General features: G+C 38.8%; 24 protein-coding genes and 2 riboswitches. Of the genes, 11 read left to right on the top strand and 13 right to left on the bottom strand.

The window, feature by feature from the left end:
- Window positions 1-20: 20 nt before the first annotated feature.
- Complete coding sequence (locus B1K71_RS11320; RefSeq protein WP_077326977.1) at window positions 21-884, bottom strand: hypothetical protein; 864 nt, start codon at window positions 882-884, stop codon at window positions 21-23.
- Between the two features lie 122 nt (window positions 885-1,006).
- Here B1K71_RS11320 and B1K71_RS11315 point away from each other — a divergent pair, with 122 nt between their 5' ends.
- The 3 genes from B1K71_RS11315 to B1K71_RS11305 all read left to right on the top strand — a co-directional run bounded on the left by B1K71_RS11315 (window position 1,007) and on the right by B1K71_RS11305 (window position 4,289).
- Window positions 1,007-1,225, top strand: coding sequence for a YqgQ family protein (locus B1K71_RS11315; protein ID WP_077326975.1), 219 nt, complete (start codon window positions 1,007-1,009; stop codon window positions 1,223-1,225).
- Complete coding sequence (locus tag B1K71_RS11310; RefSeq protein ID WP_077326973.1) at window positions 1,218-2,174, top strand: ROK family glucokinase; 957 nt, start codon at window positions 1,218-1,220, stop codon at window positions 2,172-2,174. The genes B1K71_RS11315 and B1K71_RS11310 overlap by 8 nt, the downstream gene beginning before the upstream one ends.
- Before the next feature lie 186 nt (window positions 2,175-2,360).
- Window positions 2,361-4,289, top strand: coding sequence for an LTA synthase family protein (locus B1K71_RS11305; protein WP_077326971.1), 1,929 nt, complete (start codon window positions 2,361-2,363; stop codon window positions 4,287-4,289).
- A gap of 97 nt (window positions 4,290-4,386) precedes the next feature.
- Here B1K71_RS11305 and B1K71_RS11300 read toward each other — a convergent pair whose 3' ends face one another.
- A complete protein-coding gene (locus tag B1K71_RS11300; protein ID WP_077326969.1) occupies window positions 4,387-4,557 on the bottom strand; it encodes a DUF2759 family protein in 171 nt (56 codons plus the stop codon).
- A gap of 147 nt (window positions 4,558-4,704) precedes the next feature.
- On the opposite strand from B1K71_RS11300, the gene B1K71_RS11295 reads away from it, so the two are divergent.
- Window positions 4,705-5,331, top strand: a complete 627-nt coding sequence (locus tag B1K71_RS11295; RefSeq protein WP_077326967.1) for an MBL fold metallo-hydrolase — start codon at window positions 4,705-4,707, stop codon at window positions 5,329-5,331.
- Window positions 5,332-5,510: 179 nt separating this feature from the next.
- Here the strand turns inward: B1K71_RS11295 and B1K71_RS11290 are convergent, their stop codons facing one another.
- The 8 genes from B1K71_RS11290 to comGA form a co-directional block, all read right to left on the bottom strand.
- Window positions 5,511-5,753 (bottom strand): DUF2626 domain-containing protein, encoded by a 243-nt coding sequence (locus B1K71_RS11290; RefSeq protein ID WP_077326965.1) that lies wholly within the window; start codon window positions 5,751-5,753, stop codon window positions 5,511-5,513.
- Between the two features lie 127 nt (window positions 5,754-5,880).
- A complete protein-coding gene (locus B1K71_RS11285) occupies window positions 5,881-6,255 on the bottom strand; it encodes a hypothetical protein (RefSeq protein WP_077326963.1) in 375 nt (124 codons plus the stop codon).
- Entirely contained in the window at window positions 6,227-6,679 is a 453-nt protein-coding gene (comGF, locus tag B1K71_RS11280; protein ID WP_077326961.1) for a competence type IV pilus minor pilin ComGF, read from the bottom strand. The genes B1K71_RS11285 and comGF overlap by 29 nt, the downstream gene beginning before the upstream one ends.
- Window positions 6,627-6,968 (bottom strand): competence type IV pilus minor pilin ComGE, encoded by a 342-nt coding sequence (comGE, locus tag B1K71_RS11275; RefSeq protein WP_175631899.1) that lies wholly within the window; start codon window positions 6,966-6,968, stop codon window positions 6,627-6,629. Before comGE ends, comGF begins: the two co-directional genes overlap by 53 nt.
- Window positions 6,955-7,380, bottom strand: a complete 426-nt coding sequence (gene comGD / locus B1K71_RS11270; RefSeq protein WP_077326957.1) for a competence type IV pilus minor pilin ComGD — start codon at window positions 7,378-7,380, stop codon at window positions 6,955-6,957. The genes comGE and comGD overlap by 14 nt, the downstream gene beginning before the upstream one ends.
- A complete protein-coding gene (comGC, locus tag B1K71_RS11265; RefSeq protein WP_077326955.1) occupies window positions 7,380-7,712 on the bottom strand; it encodes a competence type IV pilus major pilin ComGC in 333 nt (110 codons plus the stop codon). Before comGC ends, comGD begins: the two co-directional genes overlap by 1 nt.
- 11 nt (window positions 7,713-7,723) lie before the next feature.
- Entirely contained in the window at window positions 7,724-8,788 is a 1,065-nt protein-coding gene (locus tag B1K71_RS11260) for a type II secretion system F family protein (protein ID WP_077326952.1), read from the bottom strand.
- Complete coding sequence (gene comGA, locus B1K71_RS11255; RefSeq protein WP_077326950.1) at window positions 8,745-9,758, bottom strand: competence type IV pilus ATPase ComGA; 1,014 nt, start codon at window positions 9,756-9,758, stop codon at window positions 8,745-8,747. The genes B1K71_RS11260 and comGA overlap by 44 nt, the downstream gene beginning before the upstream one ends.
- 470 nt (window positions 9,759-10,228) lie before the next feature.
- Here comGA and B1K71_RS11250 point away from each other — a divergent pair, with 470 nt between their 5' ends.
- From B1K71_RS11250 to B1K71_RS11235, 4 genes are all read left to right on the top strand, one after another.
- A complete protein-coding gene (locus B1K71_RS11250; protein ID WP_077330200.1) occupies window positions 10,229-10,825 on the top strand; it encodes a hypothetical protein in 597 nt (198 codons plus the stop codon).
- A gap of 374 nt (window positions 10,826-11,199) precedes the next feature.
- Window positions 11,200-11,355, top strand: a complete 156-nt coding sequence (locus tag B1K71_RS11245; protein ID WP_077326948.1) for a DUF1540 domain-containing protein — start codon at window positions 11,200-11,202, stop codon at window positions 11,353-11,355.
- Window positions 11,356-11,626: 271 nt separating this feature from the next.
- Window positions 11,627-12,139 carry a shikimate kinase gene (locus B1K71_RS11240; protein WP_077326946.1) on the top strand — a complete coding sequence of 171 codons (513 nt, stop codon included), beginning with the start codon at window positions 11,627-11,629 and terminating at the stop codon, window positions 12,137-12,139.
- Window positions 12,140-12,184: 45 nt separating this feature from the next.
- Window positions 12,185-12,367: a YqzE family protein gene (locus tag B1K71_RS11235; protein WP_077326944.1), complete on the top strand. Its 183-nt coding sequence runs from the start codon at window positions 12,185-12,187 to the stop codon at window positions 12,365-12,367.
- 30 nt (window positions 12,368-12,397) lie between these two features.
- Here the strand turns inward: B1K71_RS11235 and B1K71_RS11230 are convergent, their stop codons facing one another.
- Both B1K71_RS11230 and B1K71_RS11225 read right to left on the bottom strand, forming a co-directional pair.
- Window positions 12,398-13,174, bottom strand: coding sequence for a YqhG family protein (locus tag B1K71_RS11230; protein ID WP_077326942.1), 777 nt, complete (start codon window positions 13,172-13,174; stop codon window positions 12,398-12,400).
- Window positions 13,164-14,816: a DEAD/DEAH box helicase gene (locus tag B1K71_RS11225; protein ID WP_077326940.1), complete on the bottom strand. Its 1,653-nt coding sequence runs from the start codon at window positions 14,814-14,816 to the stop codon at window positions 13,164-13,166. The genes B1K71_RS11230 and B1K71_RS11225 overlap by 11 nt, the downstream gene beginning before the upstream one ends.
- A 141-nt stretch (window positions 14,817-14,957) precedes the next feature.
- A riboswitch (glycine riboswitch) is annotated at window positions 14,958-15,046 on the top strand.
- A gap of 3 nt (window positions 15,047-15,049) precedes the next feature.
- A riboswitch (glycine riboswitch) is annotated at window positions 15,050-15,150 on the top strand.
- A 59-nt stretch (window positions 15,151-15,209) separates the two neighbouring features.
- Here B1K71_RS11225 and gcvT point away from each other — a divergent pair.
- The 3 genes from gcvT to gcvPB are packed head-to-tail and all read left to right on the top strand — an operon-like array spanning window position 15,210 to window position 19,134.
- Window positions 15,210-16,316, top strand: coding sequence for a glycine cleavage system aminomethyltransferase GcvT (gcvT, locus tag B1K71_RS11220; protein WP_077326938.1), 1,107 nt, complete (start codon window positions 15,210-15,212; stop codon window positions 16,314-16,316).
- A gap of 12 nt (window positions 16,317-16,328) precedes the next feature.
- Window positions 16,329-17,678, top strand: coding sequence for an aminomethyl-transferring glycine dehydrogenase subunit GcvPA (gcvPA, locus tag B1K71_RS11215; protein WP_077326936.1), 1,350 nt, complete (start codon window positions 16,329-16,331; stop codon window positions 17,676-17,678).
- Entirely contained in the window at window positions 17,671-19,134 is a 1,464-nt protein-coding gene (gene gcvPB / locus B1K71_RS11210) for an aminomethyl-transferring glycine dehydrogenase subunit GcvPB (RefSeq protein ID WP_077326934.1), read from the top strand. The genes gcvPA and gcvPB overlap by 8 nt, the downstream gene beginning before the upstream one ends.
- A 59-nt stretch (window positions 19,135-19,193) precedes the next feature.
- On the opposite strand, the gene B1K71_RS11205 is transcribed toward gcvPB, so the two are convergent.
- Entirely contained in the window at window positions 19,194-19,559 is a 366-nt protein-coding gene (locus B1K71_RS11205; protein ID WP_077326932.1) for a rhodanese-like domain-containing protein, read from the bottom strand.
- Between the last annotated feature and the right edge of the window lie 226 nt (window positions 19,560-19,785).

Genomic DNA, 19,785 nt, shown 5'->3' with positions numbered 1-19,785 from the left:
ACCCCAACAAAAGGGGGTTCTTATTTAGTAAAATCAGGATACTTCTGAATCAGTTTTTCTTTTTGACCGTTCAGTGTATAAAGCACAAGCAGGTGTTTATGCTGTTTATCAAATAAAATAAGAGGAACATAACTTTTTATTTGTTGATCCACCTTGGCATTCAAAATATAATTTTTATACAATCCCTCCCAAAGCTGTCCAATAATTTGATTCGTTTCTTCCTGGGTAAATGACGGCAATGGCTGATCATTATACATATACAATTTTGTGAGCGGGACCGGTTTATATTTGCTGGAATTGATTTTAAAATGATGCATTAAGTTTTTCCAGTTATACACTAACTGCTGATGTGTTGTATGCTCCAACAATCGCACCCACTCATCTTCGTCCTCATTTTCCGGAATTTTGAATGAATCCAGCGGCGTGTTTGGGGAATCGATGACATACAGCTGATCATAGGACATTTTGTGAATGCTTTTAATTTGATCATCCGGATAATGTACTTCGCCATGATGGTAGGTAATTGTTTGAAAGTGACTGCTGTCATCACCGGTAAGTTTCTGCTTCATTTTAATAATGGCAGTATTTTCCTTCCATTTGCTTTGAATCCCGATTAATCTGCCGTTGTCAAATAACATTGCTGCATCTTGCCTTAAATAAAGTTTTTGGTCACTTTTGGACTCGCTTTCCCATGATATTCTATAGGAATCCTTGTCCATTTCCTCAATCAATTTAAGACGCGTTGATGCATGCACAAATTTAGTTTTCTGATCCATTGGGAAATACGTAATTGCTGGTGTATCTCCAGTAGTATAGGTGAAAAGAAATAATGCAGCACCAGCTGCCAGGAGAACAGCAAGTAATCCGCCTGTCCACTTTTTCATGTTCATCATCCTCTTTGCGCTTCTTCAGGTAAATATATGTAGGGAGCATGACGTTTATGTACGATTGATGATTGCAATTCCTAATTTGCATCAGATTTGGTATAATAAGGTCTGGTGATTACATGAAGACAGTATATGATGTACAGCAATTGTTAAAACGATTTGGAACAATTATATATATAGGAAACAGAATTGCCGAACTGGAAATGATGGAGGATGAAGTTCGGGAACTCTACCAAACTGGGTGTATTGAAACGGCAGATTATCAGACTGCTGTATATGTGTTAAAAAAAGAAGCAGCGCGTTTACGTGAAAACGGGAGGTCACAAACGAATGAATAATACTTTTATCGGAATTGATGTGGGTGGAACGACTGTAAAATTTGGCATAATTAATGAAAACGGTAATATTCTGGATAAGTGGGAGATACCTACGAATACGGATAATGAAGGTGAATCCATTTTATCCGATATTTGGAAATCCATTGAAGGAAGGGTTTCCCTTCATGATGTTGCAGGAGTCGGGATTGGGGTGCCCGGATTTATTGATCAGAAAACAGGTGATGTCTATGAGGCAGTGAATATTGGCTGGAAGCAGGTTGAACTGGCTAAAATAATGAAGGAAAAGACTGGTTTGCCTGTTTTTGTTGAAAATGATGCAAATGCTGCTGTGCTGGGTGAAAACTGGAAAGGTGCAGGCGGACAGGTGAAAAATCTTGTTGCCATAACGGTTGGAACCGGAATTGGGGGGGGAATCATTGCAAATGGCTCCATTTTAAATGGCGAAAGCGGAACTGCGGGAGAAATCGGACACATAACAATGGATCCGCATGGTTCTCCGTGTAATTGCGGCCGTCAAGGGTGCCTGGAAACAATTTCCTCTGCAACCGGAATGATTCGTCAGGCAACAGAAAAGATTCATGAATACCCTGCAAGTCCATTGGCAGAGGTCTATGCCAGACAAAACAATCTGACTGCAAAGGATATTTTTGAACTCGCTGAAAAGGGAGACACTATTTGCCGTGAAATTATTCAGCATGCTGCGGAAGTGCTTGGACTTGCACTTGCAAATCTTGCAGTAATTATTAACCCTTCCCGGATACTGATTGGAGGAGGGGTTTCGCAAGCAGGCAACAGCTTTGTGAAACAGATAGACGATGCTTTTAGGCGGAACACATTAGCAAAGGCCGGAGAAGTCTGTGAAATGAAAATAGCACAGCTTGGAAATGATGCAGGAATCATAGGTGCCGCATTTCTAGTCAAACAGAACCTGGAAAAAGTGACATTTTAGACGTTGATTTTGCAGGATTACAACCTATTTTTTATATTTTATTAGCAATCTATGAAACTTTTCATATACTGAAACGTCTAATAATAAGATAGGGTAGAAGTTTAGAAAAAAATGGTGCGGGTATTCATTAATTGAATACGGAACCGGAATTGGGTATTGGTATGTTTAATTGTAGGAGGAACAAAGATGAATGGTAAGTTTCCCAAGATACCTTTATTTATTATCGCGACAATATTGTTTGGCTTAAAAACGTATATCATATACCGCTTTTTATTTCATATTGAACTGGAAAATGCAATGCAGGAGCTCATACTGGCAATTAACCCATTTGTTTCAGCTTTCCTGATTTTTGCGATCAGTGTATGGCTTAAGAAACCAACCAGTCAAATGAAGTTTTTGCGGTATACTGCTTTAATTGGATCGGTAATTTTATACTTTAATCTGGTATTTTATCGATCATTTACGGATTTTATTACGATACCGCAATTGTTCCAGGCGAGTAACATGGGGGATCTTGGTTCCAGTATTTTTTCACTTTTGGAAGTATACGATGTACTTTTGTTTGCTGATGTGGCAATAATCTGGTATTTAAGCAGGAAAAAGTCCGATGTCTTATCGGTCAGCTACCCGAAAAGCGGCAGGGTCTTTGCATTGGCTATGTCATTAATGCTTTTGGCTGGAAACTTTTTCTTGGCTGAGATGGAGCGGCCGCAATTATTCACCCGGGCATTTGACAGGGAATATCTCGTTAAAAATATTGGGATTTTCAATTATCATATTTATGATCTGGCTTTGCATTCCAAAGTGAAATCACAGAAAGTTTTTGCTGATGGGAATGAACTGCCGGAAATTAAGGAGTACGTTAATGAGCACGTGCAAAGTGATGAAAGTTCTCCATTGCATGGGATTGCAAAGGGGAAGAATCTGATTTTCATATCTGCAGAATCGATGCAAAGCTTTGTTATCAATAATAAAATGAAAGGACAGGTTATTACACCTTTCCTAAACAGTTTGACGAAAGACGACAGTACGTTTTATTTCAAAAATTTCTATCATCAGACACAACAGGGGAAAACTTCCGATTCAGAATTCCTTCTTGAGAACTCACTATATCCATTATCAAGAGGGGCTGTTTTCTTTACACATGGTCAAAATGAATATCACGCCCTTCCGGAAATGTTAAACCAAAAAGGTTACTATACCTCGGTTTTTCACTCGAATAACAAAAGCTTCTGGAATCGTGATCAAATGTATGACAGTCTTGGATACGATCATTTTTATGGTGAGAAGGCATTCGAAGTGACTGATCAGAACTCAATCGGCTGGGGATTAGAAGATAAAGCATTCTTTGAACAGTCCATGAAATACCTGAGGTCGCAAAAGCAACCGTTTTATACAAAATTTATTACACTGACGAACCATTTTCCTTTTGAGCTTAATAAAGATAAAGCATCTATTGGGGAATTTGATTCCAATTCCAAAACACTTAATAATTACTTTCAGACGGTCCGGTATACGGATGAAGCATTAAGGCAGTTCTTTAATCAGCTTAAAGAATCGGGATTGTACAAGGATTCCATCATTGTGATAATGGGTGACCACTACGGAATCAGCGAGAATCATAATAAAGCAATGGCAAAATATTTAGGAAAAGATCAAATAAGTCCGTATGATCATGTGCAGTTGCAGCGAGTACCTTTGTTTATTCACATCCCTGGATATGATAAAGGCAAGGTAATGTCTGAAGTTTCCGGTCAAATTGACTTGAAACCGACATTATTGCATATGCTTGGCGTTAGCACAAAAAATGATATTTATTTTGGAAATGATTTGTTTGTGGATGACCGCAAAGACTATATTGCATTTCGAAATGGGGATTTTGTAAGTGATCAATATGTATCTACAGATGGTATATGCTACTTACGTAAAAGCGGAGAACCGGTGAAGCAGAAAGAGAATCAGGATGATGCGAATAAATCGGAAAATCCATGTGAACCAATTACGCAGAAGGTTGAGAAAGAACTGGGATACTCCGATGACTTAATTTACGGTGACTTGTTCCGGTTTGTTAATTTTTCAACTGGCAAAAACAGCTCCAATACGAAAATTAAATGATGTAAAAAAGAAAAGCTGATTCATTCAAATGTGAATTAGCTTTTCTTTTTGCTCTACATATAAAAAAACTAACTGTCATAACAGTTAGTTTTTATGATTAGGACATTTTTCCAAATTCATGAATAATGGTCATGATGGAGAAAAAACCAAAAACAAGTGCCGATACTGCTGAAAATCCAAGGGCAAAAAGATTTTTGAATTTTAATTGACGTACGACGGAAACAACTGATAATAAAGCAACGACCAATAGAATTATTCCCAAAACCATTATAAATCCTCCTTGTGTATTTCGATGTTTGTCACTATTCGAATCAGCTCATATGTATTATTATGTAACTAAGCATTGCTAAATATTAGTTTATAGTATAAATACGTTTTTGTCGAGTCCAAAACAATTTTTAATGGGGGAATGGCATTGCATATTAAATCATTATCACTCGGACCATTGGGTACAAACTGTTATATCATCTATAATGATACAGAAGCATTGGTGATTGATCCTGGTGGTGACGCAGAACAAGTCATACATTTTTTAACGGAAACGAAAGTTAAACCTCTTGCGATTCTTTTGACTCATGCACACTTTGACCACATTGGCGGTGTGGAAGAATTAAGGAATCATTATAACGTGAACGTTTATGTGCATCAGATGGAAGCGGACTGGTTGGATAATCCTCATCTGAATGGTTCAACATTGTTTATGGGCGGGGAAATAGTTACAAGTAAGGCCGAAAAACATTTCGAACATGGTCCGTTACAATTTAACAATTTTTCATTTGAAGTAATCCACACGCCAGGTCATTCACCAGGCAGTGTCTCATTTGTTTTTCAAGATCAAAAATTTGCTGTAAGCGGTGATGTTTTATTTTACGGTGGAATAGGGAGGACAGACTTGCCAGGCGGTGATATTAAACAGTTGGAGCAAAGTATTAAACATTCCCTGTATAGCTTACCGGAGACATTTAAAATATATCCGGGCCACGGTCCTGAAACAACTATTGGGCAGGAAAAGCGGCAGAATCCATTTTTCCCCTCCAATTAATAAAACACCCTTCTTTATAAAAAGAAGGGTGTTTTGGGGGATGTGCTCTATCCTATGTTGTTAGGGATAAAAGTTAAGCTACGTTTCAACTATACTTGCATCGCAATCACATGTCAACAATAAGCAGGATGTGAATAATGAAAAAACCCTGCAGTGAGTATGTAAGCAGGGTTTTGTGATTAATGCCCGAAACCTGGCACTAATATGAATTCTGAATACCAAGTAAAACCAATTAAAAATAATGTACAATAAGCTCCGAAAAGATACATATACATACGTTCAGATAATTTCAGGTAGCCTACTGCAAGGAAAAATGCTGTTTGGACGAGAAAAAGTAATGCAGTATTCGTCATATCGCCAATATAAAACATTACTGTAAAAATACTTGTCCAAAAAGCAAGGACACGAAACATCCGATCCATGTTTTCCTCCTCCTTTTGGTAACCTTATCATTGCTATTATAAACGACCTGATGAATATTGTAAATAAAACTTTTAAAACAAATACAGCTTTGTCAACCTACTACTAGTTTACTACGGACTTTATATATTATTCATCCACAGTAAAACGATGCGTTAATGATACAATTGTTTGCTTGTTTGTTGTAATCGTAACATAAAGATGGTAAGTTTCAGTGTCCATCCTGATGTACTCAATCTTTACATTGCCATAAGGAAAATGATACATAACCGGATTATCAGCTGGATTGTTTTTGTTTGGCAGGTTATCGGTAAATTGACTATGTGCCATTTGAAATAAAGTTTCAACCTTTACCTGTTCGGCCTGGCTTTCCGTTATGATCAGTTCATTATGGTACAGTCTGATGCTGGCAGTGATGGTAATGATAAGGAGTGCAGTGATAAACAAAACATAGGGCAAAATGAAGCCGCGCTGATCATTGATATACATGAATGGATTTTTCATATTGGTCACCCTGCTTCATTGTGATAAACACATGGATTGTATTGGGGGAAGCGGTGAATTGAACATCCTGCACTTCCCGCAAATATATTTCATGCCCTTGTCCGTTAACCTGTCTTCGAATAAGGTCATCATACTTTTCAAATGTCACAATTGTGTCATCATAATAATGCAGAATTAATTTATCCGACTGTTCCGACTCAACCATTGTTGAGGCAATCACATCATCACGCAGAAAATAGAAAAACTGCTGGACTGACATGGCATCATAGTTACTGGAATAATCAATGGACTTCGTGATTAAGGCAATGAGCGGCAATGTCAGAAAGACAACTGTAATCGCCAACAACACCGACAGAAAAGTAAAGCCTTTCTCATTCAGTTGGATAGCCGTATAAACATGATTCGTCCTGTTTGTTTTTAACATTCTTCCATTCCGCACACCCCTTCAGATATGAATTTTCTGTCGTAAAATGAATCCTAACTGGTGATCCATCAACATTTATTGTATAGGATTGATTCTGCATGGAAGCACCGCTCCATAAATAATCCTGCAACTCTTCGTGTAAAGTATTTAACACAGCACGTTTTTGATCCAGCACATCCCGCTCCATCATAATTCGAGTTTTGATTGGAATAATGGCAGTGATGACTGCAAGCAAAATTGATAAGGCAACTAATGTTTCGATGAGGGAGAAACCTTTACTGTTTTGCAACGTAACACCTGCCTTTACCAAACGGACAAATAAGTTTGTACGTGTTTCGCTTCGCATGAATAAACAGGGATCCCGGTTGGTTAATTAACCCATCATGGTTAAAGGAGATTATGGGAAATGTAGTATGATCAATTTGCCATCCTTCTGGAACCTCCCGGCGGACGATGACATTTTTAACATCTTTGATTGTGTAGCCTTTGCTGTCAGCGAATTCAATTCTGTACGCCCCCCTTGATCCATATGAAAGGTTTTGTAAATAGAAAATATCCATTTCAAGTGTATTTAGAAATTGTTTTTCAGCTTGCTTTTCAAGGGTGGAGACGTGAATAGGTCCGCTTAAGAGAAGAAGAACGGACAAAATAGCCAAAACGAACAATACCTCAAGCAAGGTAAAGCCATTTTTCCCGGACATTATTCAGAGGGAGTCGGAATACTTACTTCACTTCCATCTGCACTCAGAATCAAGGCGGTGCCATTTGTACATGTTTGCTGATTTTCTTCAATAAATCCGTTACTGACTAATTCTGTTAGACTGCTTGGGTATGATCCATTTTCAATATAATAGGCATCAACCTGTGCTTGAACGAGTTCAACAAGTGCTTCGCATCCTTTTTCATTAACATGTTCACTTTTTTCTCCAAGATTAGGTACAATCAAAATAATCAGTACGGAAATAATCATTAGGACGATTAACATTTCTATCAAAGTGAAACCGTGTTGATTTTTAAATAATTTTTTAAACATAACATCATCTCCTATATTGTTTGGATAAGCTGGAACATCGGCCACATTAGTGTGACATAAATCAGGACAATAAAGCCGGCCAGTGTCAGAAAAAAAGCTGGCTGCAAATATGTCAATATTTTCATGATTTTCCGGTTTAATTCTTCCGTTAGTACGGAGGCGTACATATCCAGGTCTTTTTCTAATGCATGCACATCAGCGTTCTTCTGAAAAATTACGGCGATTTGTTTGTCGATGAGCGGTAAGTTTTCCAGTAAATTTGTTATATAGACGCCTTTGTTCAATTCGTCGGTCATCAATTTGGAAAAATGTGCAAGAATAGGCAGTTTGTTTTGCCTTTCCATGACAGACAGAATTTCTTTAATTGGCATTCCGGTTTTCAGTAAGGAGCTGAAATGTGTCGCAAACAGGAAGGAAGTGTGCAGCTTTTTATACTTTCGATAAATGGGAATGGAGCGGAACAGGATAATCTGTTTTTCGATTCCTATTTTTCGTTTAACAAGCATCGCAAAAACAAATCCTGCGATAAGCAAAAGTACTGACACCATCATGAATTTAGTAATAAAGTCGATAACTATAACGGATATGAACGCGGTAGAAGCAGTGCCGGCGTTGTTTTGAAAAATGTCGATAAAAGATGGAAGTACGGATTGTTTTACAAAATAAATCAGCAATGCGAATACAAAAAATAGGATGATCGGGTAACGAATCGTTTCCTGAAACTTTTTGGAGTAGCGCATTCGCTGTTCAAACATTGAAACACACTTATCGATACTTTGCTGAATATCCCCATTGGCCCTGACAAAATATAAATAGGATGTAACGGAAGGGGAGAAACAGTTCGCTTTCTCGAGGGCTTCATCAAAACTGCTGCCATCTTTTAGTAATGTGATAACGGATGCAGCAGAAGGCTTTAATTGTTTATCCCATTTAATGATTTCCAGCGCTTCGAGTAATGGATAACCATTTTTCAGAAGTCTGGACATCTGTTTTAGAAACCGCATCTGAAGATCCTTGGATATTGCCTTATTTCTATTCTTTCCCAGCCAGAAAAATTTCCTCATCGATATACCCATACGCAAAAGCCTTCTTTCGTAAATGATCAAATGTGTGGAAATTGTTCATCGTATGCTCCTTTCCTGTTAGCTGTTTTTCCAGTCGAATGCCATCCAGCAGTTCCATAATAGCTGCCCTTCTTGTAACGGTGCTGTTTATGATGACCGGCAGAAGCTGAAGTGATGCCACCGCAACGAGTGACTGTTTCAAATCGGATAGTTTTAATCCCATTTCCAGAAGACGGTGAACGGTTCCTGCAGCACTTTTGGCATGCAATGTACTTAATACCAAGTGTCCGGTAAGGGAGGCATCAAAGGCAAATTCAGCGGTATAGCGATCCCTTATTTCCCCAACCATTATAATATCCGGGTCGTGCCGCAATGCCGCCTTCAGTCCGGTTTGATACGTTATTCCAGCCTTTTCATTTACTTGTACCTGCAAAATATCATGGATATCCTTTTCAATTGGATCTTCCAGTGTAATTGTCTGGTATGATTTTTCAGTAAGGATATTTTGCAAAAGCGCATATAGCGTTGTGGTCTTGCCACTTCCTGTTGGGCCGGTAAATAAAATAATTCCGGCACGGTTACTGATCCAGTTTTTCAGTTTGGCTAATTGGGCAGGGAACAGAAATAACTGATCCAGTGTAAGGTTTTCTTCCTGAGGCAGAATTCGAATTGCCAGGCTCTCCGTATGGTTAACCGGAAGTGTGGAAAGGCGCAGTGAAAAATGCTGGTTTAAGGTATCATGGATAAGTGTTCCGTCTTGAGGTTTCCGGACTTCACCTATGTCCATTCCTGATGTAAATTTATAATATGTGAGCAATGACTGATATTGATGGATTGAAATTGTTTTGTGCAGGATTCGTTTGCCGAGGATGCGGAAGTAAATGTCAGTCTTGTCAGGGAACGGGTAGAAGTGAATATCGGAAGCCTGGAGTTTAATCGCGGATTGCAGAAGTTTATCCGAAAGTGAAAACGAAATGCTCAATCATATCTCACCTCCTTAAGAGACTATATTCGACATAAAGTGAAAAAATCCTTCTTTTTTTTCAAAAATTTTTGGGTAAGGGGATTATCTGCTTGTAGGGAAGATTACTACCTGCGATTATAATATCTATTCTTTATGGGGAAATAACAAAATATTATTTTTTATCCTGCGCTGCCCTATTGCTTGTTGGAACATCGATATCAAACATGTAAAAAATGATATTTGTAACAAAAAAGAAATGTAATATTTTCCACGATTACGAATAAGTTGAGATTGTGTCATTTTTCTCTAGACCGAAATTGGCTAAGGAGGGAAGCGGAGCTTGAAGCAAGTAAAAATAGGGATTTGGCCATTGTTCCATGCCGGAACCGACAAGGATTTATGAAGAGGCTGATTAAATCGGTCCTAACAAAGAACCAAAATTTAATACGGGAGTGAAGAATTTGCGAGTAAAACTTTGTCTTTCCATAATGTTTGCCTTTGTTGCTATGATAGGACTTGCAGCAGTATCTACAGGAAGTGTATTTGCAGCGAGTGGTGAAAAAGTTTATACGATTGAATCGTTCCACTATTTAACTGTGGATGGGAAAGTTGTGGATTCCCAATCTAAACTTAATAAAACCGATAAAGAAACAAAAATAACCATGGTTTTGCCTCAACAGAATAAAAATGGCGAATGGCTGGCATATGGATTTACGAGCAGGGAATCCATGCAGGCCTTTATGAAAAAAGATAAACAAAGACTTCAAAGTAAAGGACTACAGTACAATGCTGATATCATGGCAAGCGGTCCTTGTTGTACCGATTTTTATGAATATAAAAATAAAGGCGGACAGTATGTTTATTGGAGAGATGGGTTTACAAACTTGCCTTCGAGCTGGAATGACAGAATCTCTTCTGTAAGTACGGCGTCACCATATTCAAGTTATGCGACTACGCTGTGGGAGCATACTTCCCATCAAGGATATGGTAAGGGTGTCTTTTTTAGACACTCCGATTGGTATGGTATTACTGCCAATTTGGCGTCGGATTGGAACAACGAGACTTCGGCAATCGAAATCAATTAGCGACAGACAGCTGTTTAAGAACGATCCATCCATTTTGTATGGGCAGGATGTTAGATGTGAAGAGGAGCTTTTCAGGAAGCTGGAAAATTCTTGATATAGTTGCAAATAATACACATGGACGTGACCGACATATGAAACGCTTATCATCAAACATTGCATAAAGATCATTTTATTGACTTTCAGGACAATAAAAAAGAGGGGGTTTGCGGTCCCTCAATTCTAAGGAACAAGTTAGTAATTAATTCCTAATAGGGAATAAGCAACTCCACCCCTATTAGGATTTTTTTTGGGCTAAATGATAATATTAGGAAATTCGCAATCGTTTTTATATATGTCTTTTGTTTGTCAATAATATGGATGAAGGAGGTGTTTAAATGGCAAAGGATGTACTTTGTGAAGTCAAAAACTGTAAATATTGGGGAGATGGCAACGTTTGTAATGCTGATCGGATATATGTAGTTACCCATAATCAAGCGAAAGCAAGAACAACAGAGGAAACCGATTGTAAAACGTTTGAACCAATTGTATAAACAGTTAGTCCATTCCATTTTTTACTGATGGCCATCATGGATGGCTTCTTGTTTTGCTGATGAATGATGCAAATGCGTGTTTGGAGAATTGGAAATTCTTCAGCACGCATTTTGCAAATTGTCTTCACCAATGTCCGTTCCTGATGTAAACTTGTACTACGTGATCATTGACTTATATTGACGAGTCGCTATTGTGAAGGATTCGGTAAAAGATTAAATTAGGGATAAAGTTCTTTTTAATAAACAGATTCTAGGTGAAGGGGATTATGAAATGACCATTTATTTAATTGGATTTATGGGCAGTGGCAAAAGTACTGTTGGCAAAATCTTGAGTAATTTAATGGGTAGTGGTTATGTTGATACAGATGCATTGATTGAAGAAAAATACGGACCCATTCCAAAAATTTTCTCAACATATGGCGAAAATACATTTCGCAGTTACGAAACATCTGTACTGAAGGAGGTTCCCAACGGTGCAGCCGTTATTTCAACAGGCGGTGGTATTGTTGAAAGGGACGAAAATATATCCTTTATGAAAGACAATGGGGTTATTGTTTATTTACATACTTCATTTGAACAGATACAGGCAAGGTTACATAATGACACTGGAAGACCATTATGGAATCGTGACATTCAGGAAAAAAAGAATCTGTTCCAGAAAAGAATTGAAATTTATCGGGATTGCGCCGGTATTACAATTACGACGGATGATAAAGAACCAATTATGATCGCGGAGGAAATAAAGGAAGAACTGAATTGGAACAAAGGAATAAATGTTGAATAAAAAGCTGATACTATTACTGAAGATTTATTCCAAAGAGGTGGCATTATGAAAGGGAACGAGTATATAAAATTTATGACACAGGAATTTACGTCATTCATTGACTCAACACCTGAAGAGCGAAAAACACGCAGGTCTCAGCGAAAGTCCGAACCTGCAGTATATTCAAGCAAATGGCTCGGAATGTTGCCGTTTGCGTTAAAATCCACACTAAAGAAGGACAGCAGCTGAAACAGGCTTGCATATGATGCAGCCTGTTTCTTACTGAGCAAGATAAAATAAACCACCATTTATTGGTTCAAATGTGATATAAGGATCATATCGTTTTCTTATCTCGTCAATTTCTTTTTGCATCTCCTGTTCCCGATCACCATCATCGCTTCGATAAAAGTGCTTCACAAGATCTATCTCCTCCTGCATTGTTTTTAATGATGCATCAGCCCAGTCGTGTTCCTGCTCCTTGATATACCCTTCAATAACATTTTCCATACGACGATAGCCGCTTTTCGGCATTATAATTGGGGAAATTGTATAACAAAAATCAGAAATCGTTGTTTGGAGTTCTATTTCTTTCAGCATTTCCATCATTTCAAGACGCATGGACCCATTAATCAGCTGAAGCCCGATTGAAATCATTTCGTCTTTCTTTTGCTTACCGCAGTAGCTGATTTTTATATTCATAACTAGCCATGGAAAAAGTGCTGTCTTTTGTCCCGTTTCCATTTTTTGAAACAGTTTTGTATGTTTTTCGTTATTTTTTAAATGATTGGTTATTTGTTGCAGCCTGGGACTTCCAAAATGGATCCATTCTCCTTTAACATCATTTTTGGAAGGTTCCGTGATCAGTGTAAGTTCCATTGGTTCTCCCGGCTGCCCGATTTTTTTAATGTAATGCCAATAAAATGGACGGTTCATTAAAGCACGATCCATTTCTTCGGTGAGCTTCACATGCAGTATTCCGCTTTGGTTCGATAAGATGTTGCAATGGTGAGCAGCAAAATAATCATATAAAAATTCATTCAGGTTGTTAATTGCCATATTGCTGTTCCTCCATATAATTCCCGGCATCATTAATGACAGAAGAAAGATTGTTCATTTTAATTCTTGCTTCCCCCGCAGATGCTGATTCGGAAAAAATCGTTTGAATTTCTGATTCAATGTCGGTGATGTTCAGTTCCGCCAATATGCTGTCAAGATTACCAATGATTTTTTCAAACAAATTAATTTTTTCATAGAGCAAGGTCATAATATGCTCTTCAACCGTATCCCTAATCGCAAAATTAAAGATGTGAACATTATTTTCCTGACCATACCGGTGTATACGTCCAATTCTCTGTTCAAGGCGCATCGGATTCCACGGCAGATCATAGTTAATCAAGTTGTTGCAAAACTGCAGGTTAATTCCCTCACCGCCAGCCTCAGTTGCAATAAGAACTTGGGCATGATTCTCAAATAATTGTTTCATCCAGTCCTTTTTACTTTTCTTAAATCCGCCCCTGAACGGAACAGAAGTAATATCGTGTTGTTTGAGATACCATTGCAAATATAATTGGGTTGCCCGGTATTCGGTAAAAATAATAAATTTTTCACCATTCATCCGTTTGATAATATCCAGCACCTTTTCTGCTTTTGAATGATTCTTCAGCTGTGATATTTTTTCAATAACAGGGCTGATCAATTCTTCATTTCCATCATTTTTAACCATTTTTTTTAATGATAAATAACATGCTTCACGGGATGAGCATATTTCCCGGAGCAACGTTATTCTGGAAAATGGGGAGAAACCATTCGTCATATTTTCGAGTAAATGATACACATCTTTTTCCTGTTCGTTCGCATCCACCCAAATTGTTTCGATGTTGCGTTTGATGTCATCAAATTTTGTGTTTTGTCGTGTATTTCGAATCATTACTTTTTGGATTAATTGTTTCAAATAACCATCCTGCTTCAATTTGTTCCGATTTGTACCATATTGCTCCAAAAATGATTCATAGTCACCAAGATGACCAGGTTTCAGAATAGAAACGAGGTTAAAGATTTCCACCAGCCTGTTCTGAATTGGAGTAGCTGTTAACAGGAGGCAATATGTTTTTTTCAATGAACGAACAAATTTGAAGTTTTGTGTTTTATGGTTTTTCAGTTTATGTGCCTCATCAATCAGGATAAAATCGTAATCGACATCAAGAATTTTTTCGCGATGTGGTGAACGTTTTGCCCGGTCAATGGAAGAAATGATAACTGGATTCTGATCCCATGGATAGTTTTTACGATGGGTAATCGCCGGTATATAAAATTTTTCATTTAATTCCTTTGCCCATTGGTTAACAAGAGAAGCCGGAACAAGGATCAGCGCCTTTTTAACTAGACCGCGCAACATGTATTCTTTTAAAATCAATCCTGCTTCAATAGTTTTACCAAGTCCGACCTCATCCGCTAGGATTGCCCGCCCGTTCATTTCTTCAATAACTTGTGCGGCACAACTGATCTGATGCTCAAGAAAGTTTACATGCGGCAGAAACTCAAGTGTGCGTAATCCATTAAATGATGGTGCCATGGATGTCAGTTCCGCTTCATAGGCCATTTGAAAAAGGCTCCATGAGGACATCTTGGCACCTTCATCCAACGATGTCTGGAAATTATCAATGAAAGCAGAATCTTTTTCAATCCGAATCGGTTCCATAACCGACTCCCCCTTTAAAAATGAATTCATAAATTGTCTACTTCTATGAAGATTCATATGATATAATGAATGCAACATAAAATAGAAATTTCCATTTGTATGATACATATTATAACCAAATATGCCATTTTCATTATGCGAATGATTACAAGGGGAGAGCTTACTTTTAGTAACGCCGAAGGAGCAAACGGAATGTGAATCTCTCAGGCAAAAAAGACTCTTGTAGGACGCACCTCTGGAGAGTGTTTACTATTCGTAAACCACCAACGAAGCAAGCACTTTTTAACGATGAAGACGTTTCAATTGTGTGCAACTTTCTGGTGAAAGGACAGAGATTTCCTGATTCTGTATCAGTGAAATCTCTATTTTAATGCACAAAAAGGAGTGGATGGAATGAGTGATTTAAAGCGAACACCATTATTCCCGGAATATGAAAAACTGGGAGGCAAGACAGTCGACTTCGGCGGTTGGAATCTGCCCGTTCAATTCAAAGGCATTAAACACGAGCACGAGGTTACCAGAACAAAAGCAGGGTTATTCGACGTGTCACATATGGGAGAAATCGTTGTGAAAGGGTCAAAAAGTTTACCATTCCTGCAAAAAGTCATGACCAATGATATTTCTAAACTGACACCTAAACGCGCTCAGTATACGTTCATGTGTTATGAGGACGGTGGAACGGTAGATGATTTGATTGTTTATATGCTTGAGCAGGATTTGTATTTGCTTGTTGTGAATGCAGCTAATACGGACAAGGATTTTCAGTGGTTACTGGACCAAAATGACACCGGTGCAGAGATCACAAATGAATCATCAGAATATGTTCAATTGGCATTGCAAGGACCTAAAGCGGAAACAATTTTGCAAAAATTAACGCAGACAGATTTAAGCAGCATAAAGTTTTTCCGTTTTGAAAACCCGGTAACCTTTTCCGGAGTAGATAACGGAGCGATCGTTTCACGTACCGGCTATACCGGAGAAGATGGTTTTGAGATTTATATGAATGCCGATTCCGGAAGGGTTTTGTGGAACAAAATATTGGATGCTGGTGAGGACCTCGGCATCGAACCAATTGGGCTTGGTGCACGAGATACATTGCGTTTTGAAGCTAACCTTCCATTGTATGGACAAGAGCTTTCTAAAGATATTACACCTGTCGAAGCAGGAATGAAATTTGCTGTAAAGGTTAAAAAGGAATCCGATTTTATTGGAAAAGAAAAACTTTCGGAACAAATCGAAAATGGTACAGACCGTAAACTGGTTGGAATTGAAATGGTGGATAAAGGAATTCCGCGGACAGGTTACGAGGTATACAAAGATGGTACTGGAATTGGTTTTGTTACAACAGGCACACAATCACCAACATTACAAAAGAATGTGGGTCTGGCTTTAATTAAAACAGAATTTACCGAACCAGGTACGGAATTAGTTATTCAGGTGCGGAAAAGGAAATTGAAGGCAATAGTAGTTAAAACACCATTTTATAAGCGAGATAAATAGGGAGGGAATGACATGGAATTTCGTTATTTGCCGATGACTGCAGATGATAAGCAACAAATGCTTGATACAATAGGTGTTGAAAGTACAGAGGCTTTGTTTTCCGATATACCGGAAAAAATCCGGTTTAAAGGGGAACTTAACCTGAAAAAACCCGCGAATGAGCAACAATTGAAAAAAGAATTGTCAGCACTGGCTAATAAAAATGCCAACCTTACGGAGTACACGTCGTTTTTGGGGGCTGGGGTATATGACCACTTTATTCCATCAGTTGTGGATCACGTCATTTCCAGATCTGAATTTTATACTGCATATACACCATACCAGCCTGAAATATCACAAGGTGAGTTGCAAGCAATTTTCGAATTCCAGACGATGATTTGCGAATTGACTGGAATGGAGGTAGCAAACTCCTCCATGTACGATGGCGGAACTGCCTTGGCAGAAGCGGTAACATTAAGTGCCGGCCAGACAAAACGAAAAAAAATTCTTGTATCGAAGGCAATTCATCCCGAGTCGCGCGCAGTAATTGATACGTATGCAAAAGCTCCAAATCTTGAAATTGTCGAAATCGGCTTGCAAAATGGAAAGACTGATTTAGACCAATTGAAGAATGAACTGGACGAAAACACGGCTAGTGTCGTAATGCAATATCCGAATTTCTTCGGTCAGGTTGAACCATTGAAAGAAATAAATGAACTGATCAGACAGCAGAAAAAGACAATGTTTATTGTATCCAGTAACCCGCTTGCACTGGGATACATGACACCGCCCGGCGATTTTGGGGCAGACATTGTCGTAGGTGATACGCAAGTGTTCGGTATTCCTGCGCAGTTTGGCGGTCCGCATTGCGGTTATTTTGCAACAACTGATAAATTGAAACGTAAAGTTCCTGGTCGACTGGTCGGACAAACGAAGGATGAAGATGGTATCCGCGGATTTGTTTTGACGCTGCAGGCGCGAGAACAACACATTAGACGTGATAAGGCAACATCCAATATCTGTTCAAACCAGGCCCTGAATGCACTGGCAAGTTCTGTTGCAATGAGTTCAATAGGTAAGCACGGATTAAAGAAGATGGCAGTTCTGAATATGCAAAAAGCACGTTATGCCAAACAGAAATTGGAAGAGAATGGTTTCCCTGCAGTATTTGATGGTGCATTTTTTAATGAATTGGTTGTAAAGTTTACAGCAGATCCTGAAACTGTCAATGAACAACTGCTGGCCAAGGGAATAATTGGCGGATATGATCTTGGAAGAGATTACCCGGAATTAGAAGGGCACATGTTAATTGCTGTAACAGAAATTCGGACAAAAGAAGAAATTGATACTTTTGTAAAGGAATTGGGGGATATCCATGGCTAATACAGACTTTCCATTGATTTTTGAACGCAGCAAAGAAGGGAGGACGAGTTACAGTTTTCCCGAGCTGGATGTACCTGAAATTGATTTAGGCAGTGAATTTGAAGACACATATGTACGACAAGAAGCGCCGGAATTGCCGGAAATAAGTGAACTGGAAATTATGCGCCATTATACAGCTTTATCCAATCGGAACTATGGTGTTGATTCAGGCTTTTATCCGCTGGGATCGTGTACAATGAAGTACAATCCAAAAATTAATGAAGATGTTGCGAGACTCCCCGGATTCAGTCATATCCATCCCCTGCAAAGTGTTAAAAGCGTCCAGGGTGCAATGGAAATGATGTATGATCTGCAGCAGTCTCTGGTGGAAATTACAGGGATGCATGAAGTATCGCTTCAGCCTTCAGCTGGGGCGCAAGGTGAGTGGACAGGGTTAATGATGATTCGGGCCTTTCATGAGGCAAATGGAGATTTCAACCGATCAAAAGTAATTGTCCCGGATTCCGCCCACGGAACGAACCCTGCATCCGCAACAGTTGCAGGTTTTGACGCTGTTACGGTAAAAACGAATGAAAACGGCCTGGTTGATCTGGAAGACCTGAAACGTGTTGTTAATGAGGAAACGGCAGCACTTATGCTGACAAACCCAAATACCTTGGGGTTGTTTGAGACTGAAATTCTGGAAATGGCCGAAATTATTCACGGTGCAGGCGGTAAATTGTATTATGATGGTGCAAACCTGAATGCGATTATGGGATATACCCGCCCGGGAGATATGGGATTTGATGTTGTGCATTTAAATCTGCATAAGACATTTACCGGTCCGCATGGCGGTGGCGGTCCCGGTTCAGGACCTGTTGGTGTTTCAGCTGAACTGGAAGCCTTTTTGCCAAAACCATTGCTGGTAAAACGGGATAATGAATATTTCTTTGATTATGATCGTCCACAGTCAATCGGACGAGTCAAACCATATTACGGAAACTTTGGCATTAATCTACGGGCATACACTTACATCCGGACAATGGGTGCGGAGGGACTGAAAAAAGTCAGTGAATATGCCGTGCTGAATGCAAATTATATGATGCGTAAACTCGAGGAGGAATATGTACTTCCATATTCACAGCATTGCAAACATGAATTTGTATTGTCCGGTAAAAAGCAGAAAAAATTGGGTGTACGTACATTGGATGTAGCAAAACGTCTGCTTGACTATGGCTATCATCCACCAACTATTTATTTCCCACTGAATGTGGAGGAGGCAATGATGGTTGAACCGACCGAAACGGAATCAAAAGAAACATTGGACGGTTTCATTGATACGATGCTCTCCATTTCAGAGGAAGTTAAAAATGATCCTGAGCTTGTTCAAGAGGCACCACACAACACAATTTTGAAGCGGTTGGACGAAACGACAGCTGCAAGAAAACCAGTCTTGCGCTATCAAAAAGAAAATTAAAAAAATGGGCGGGAGTTTTCCCGTCCATTTTTTACAGTTAAGAAAGATTAAATATTGATTTATTTAATCTTTCCTGTCCATTTTTTGAATCCGCCTTTTAGCTGATTTAGATCTTCATACCCTTTTTTATGCAGCAACTGTGCAGCACGCGCTGATCTGGACCCGCTTTGACAATAAAGGTAAACCGGCTTATCTTTCCGCAGTTCCACAAGTCGCTGCCGCATTTGTGTAAGCGGAATGTTCCGTGCCCCAAGGATATGGCCTTTTTTAAATTCCTGCGGTTCGCGGACGTCTATTAATTGGGCTTTACGATATCCTTCACGAAACTGGTCCTCTGTCAGTGTTTTTAAAACGTTTCGCTGGCTGAAATATCTGAACATCAGAAAGCCAAACACAATTACTAAAGCTATTACCAGAAATTCCATTTATGATGCCCCCGTATTTCTCTTATGTGTCATTTCTATTATATGGCTGAACAGACAATTTTTCAAAGTATTTTTTAGCCTAAATGCAATTTTGTCATATTTTGTCGAGCTGGTAACACAAATAAAAATTTTCAACCCACAAAATTGTTATAAATTGCGTATTTATATACCGATAACAAATAAATACTTTGTTTTTAGCGATTTATTGTCTGTTTTCTCGAGTTGA

It is taken from the genome of Virgibacillus siamensis (assembly GCF_900162695.1).
Classification (GTDB): Bacteria; Bacillota; Bacilli; order Bacillales; family Amphibacillaceae; genus Lentibacillus; species Lentibacillus siamensis_A.
The sequence above is the reverse complement of the archived record's forward strand: the minus strand, read 5'-3'. Positions and strand labels throughout refer to the sequence as shown.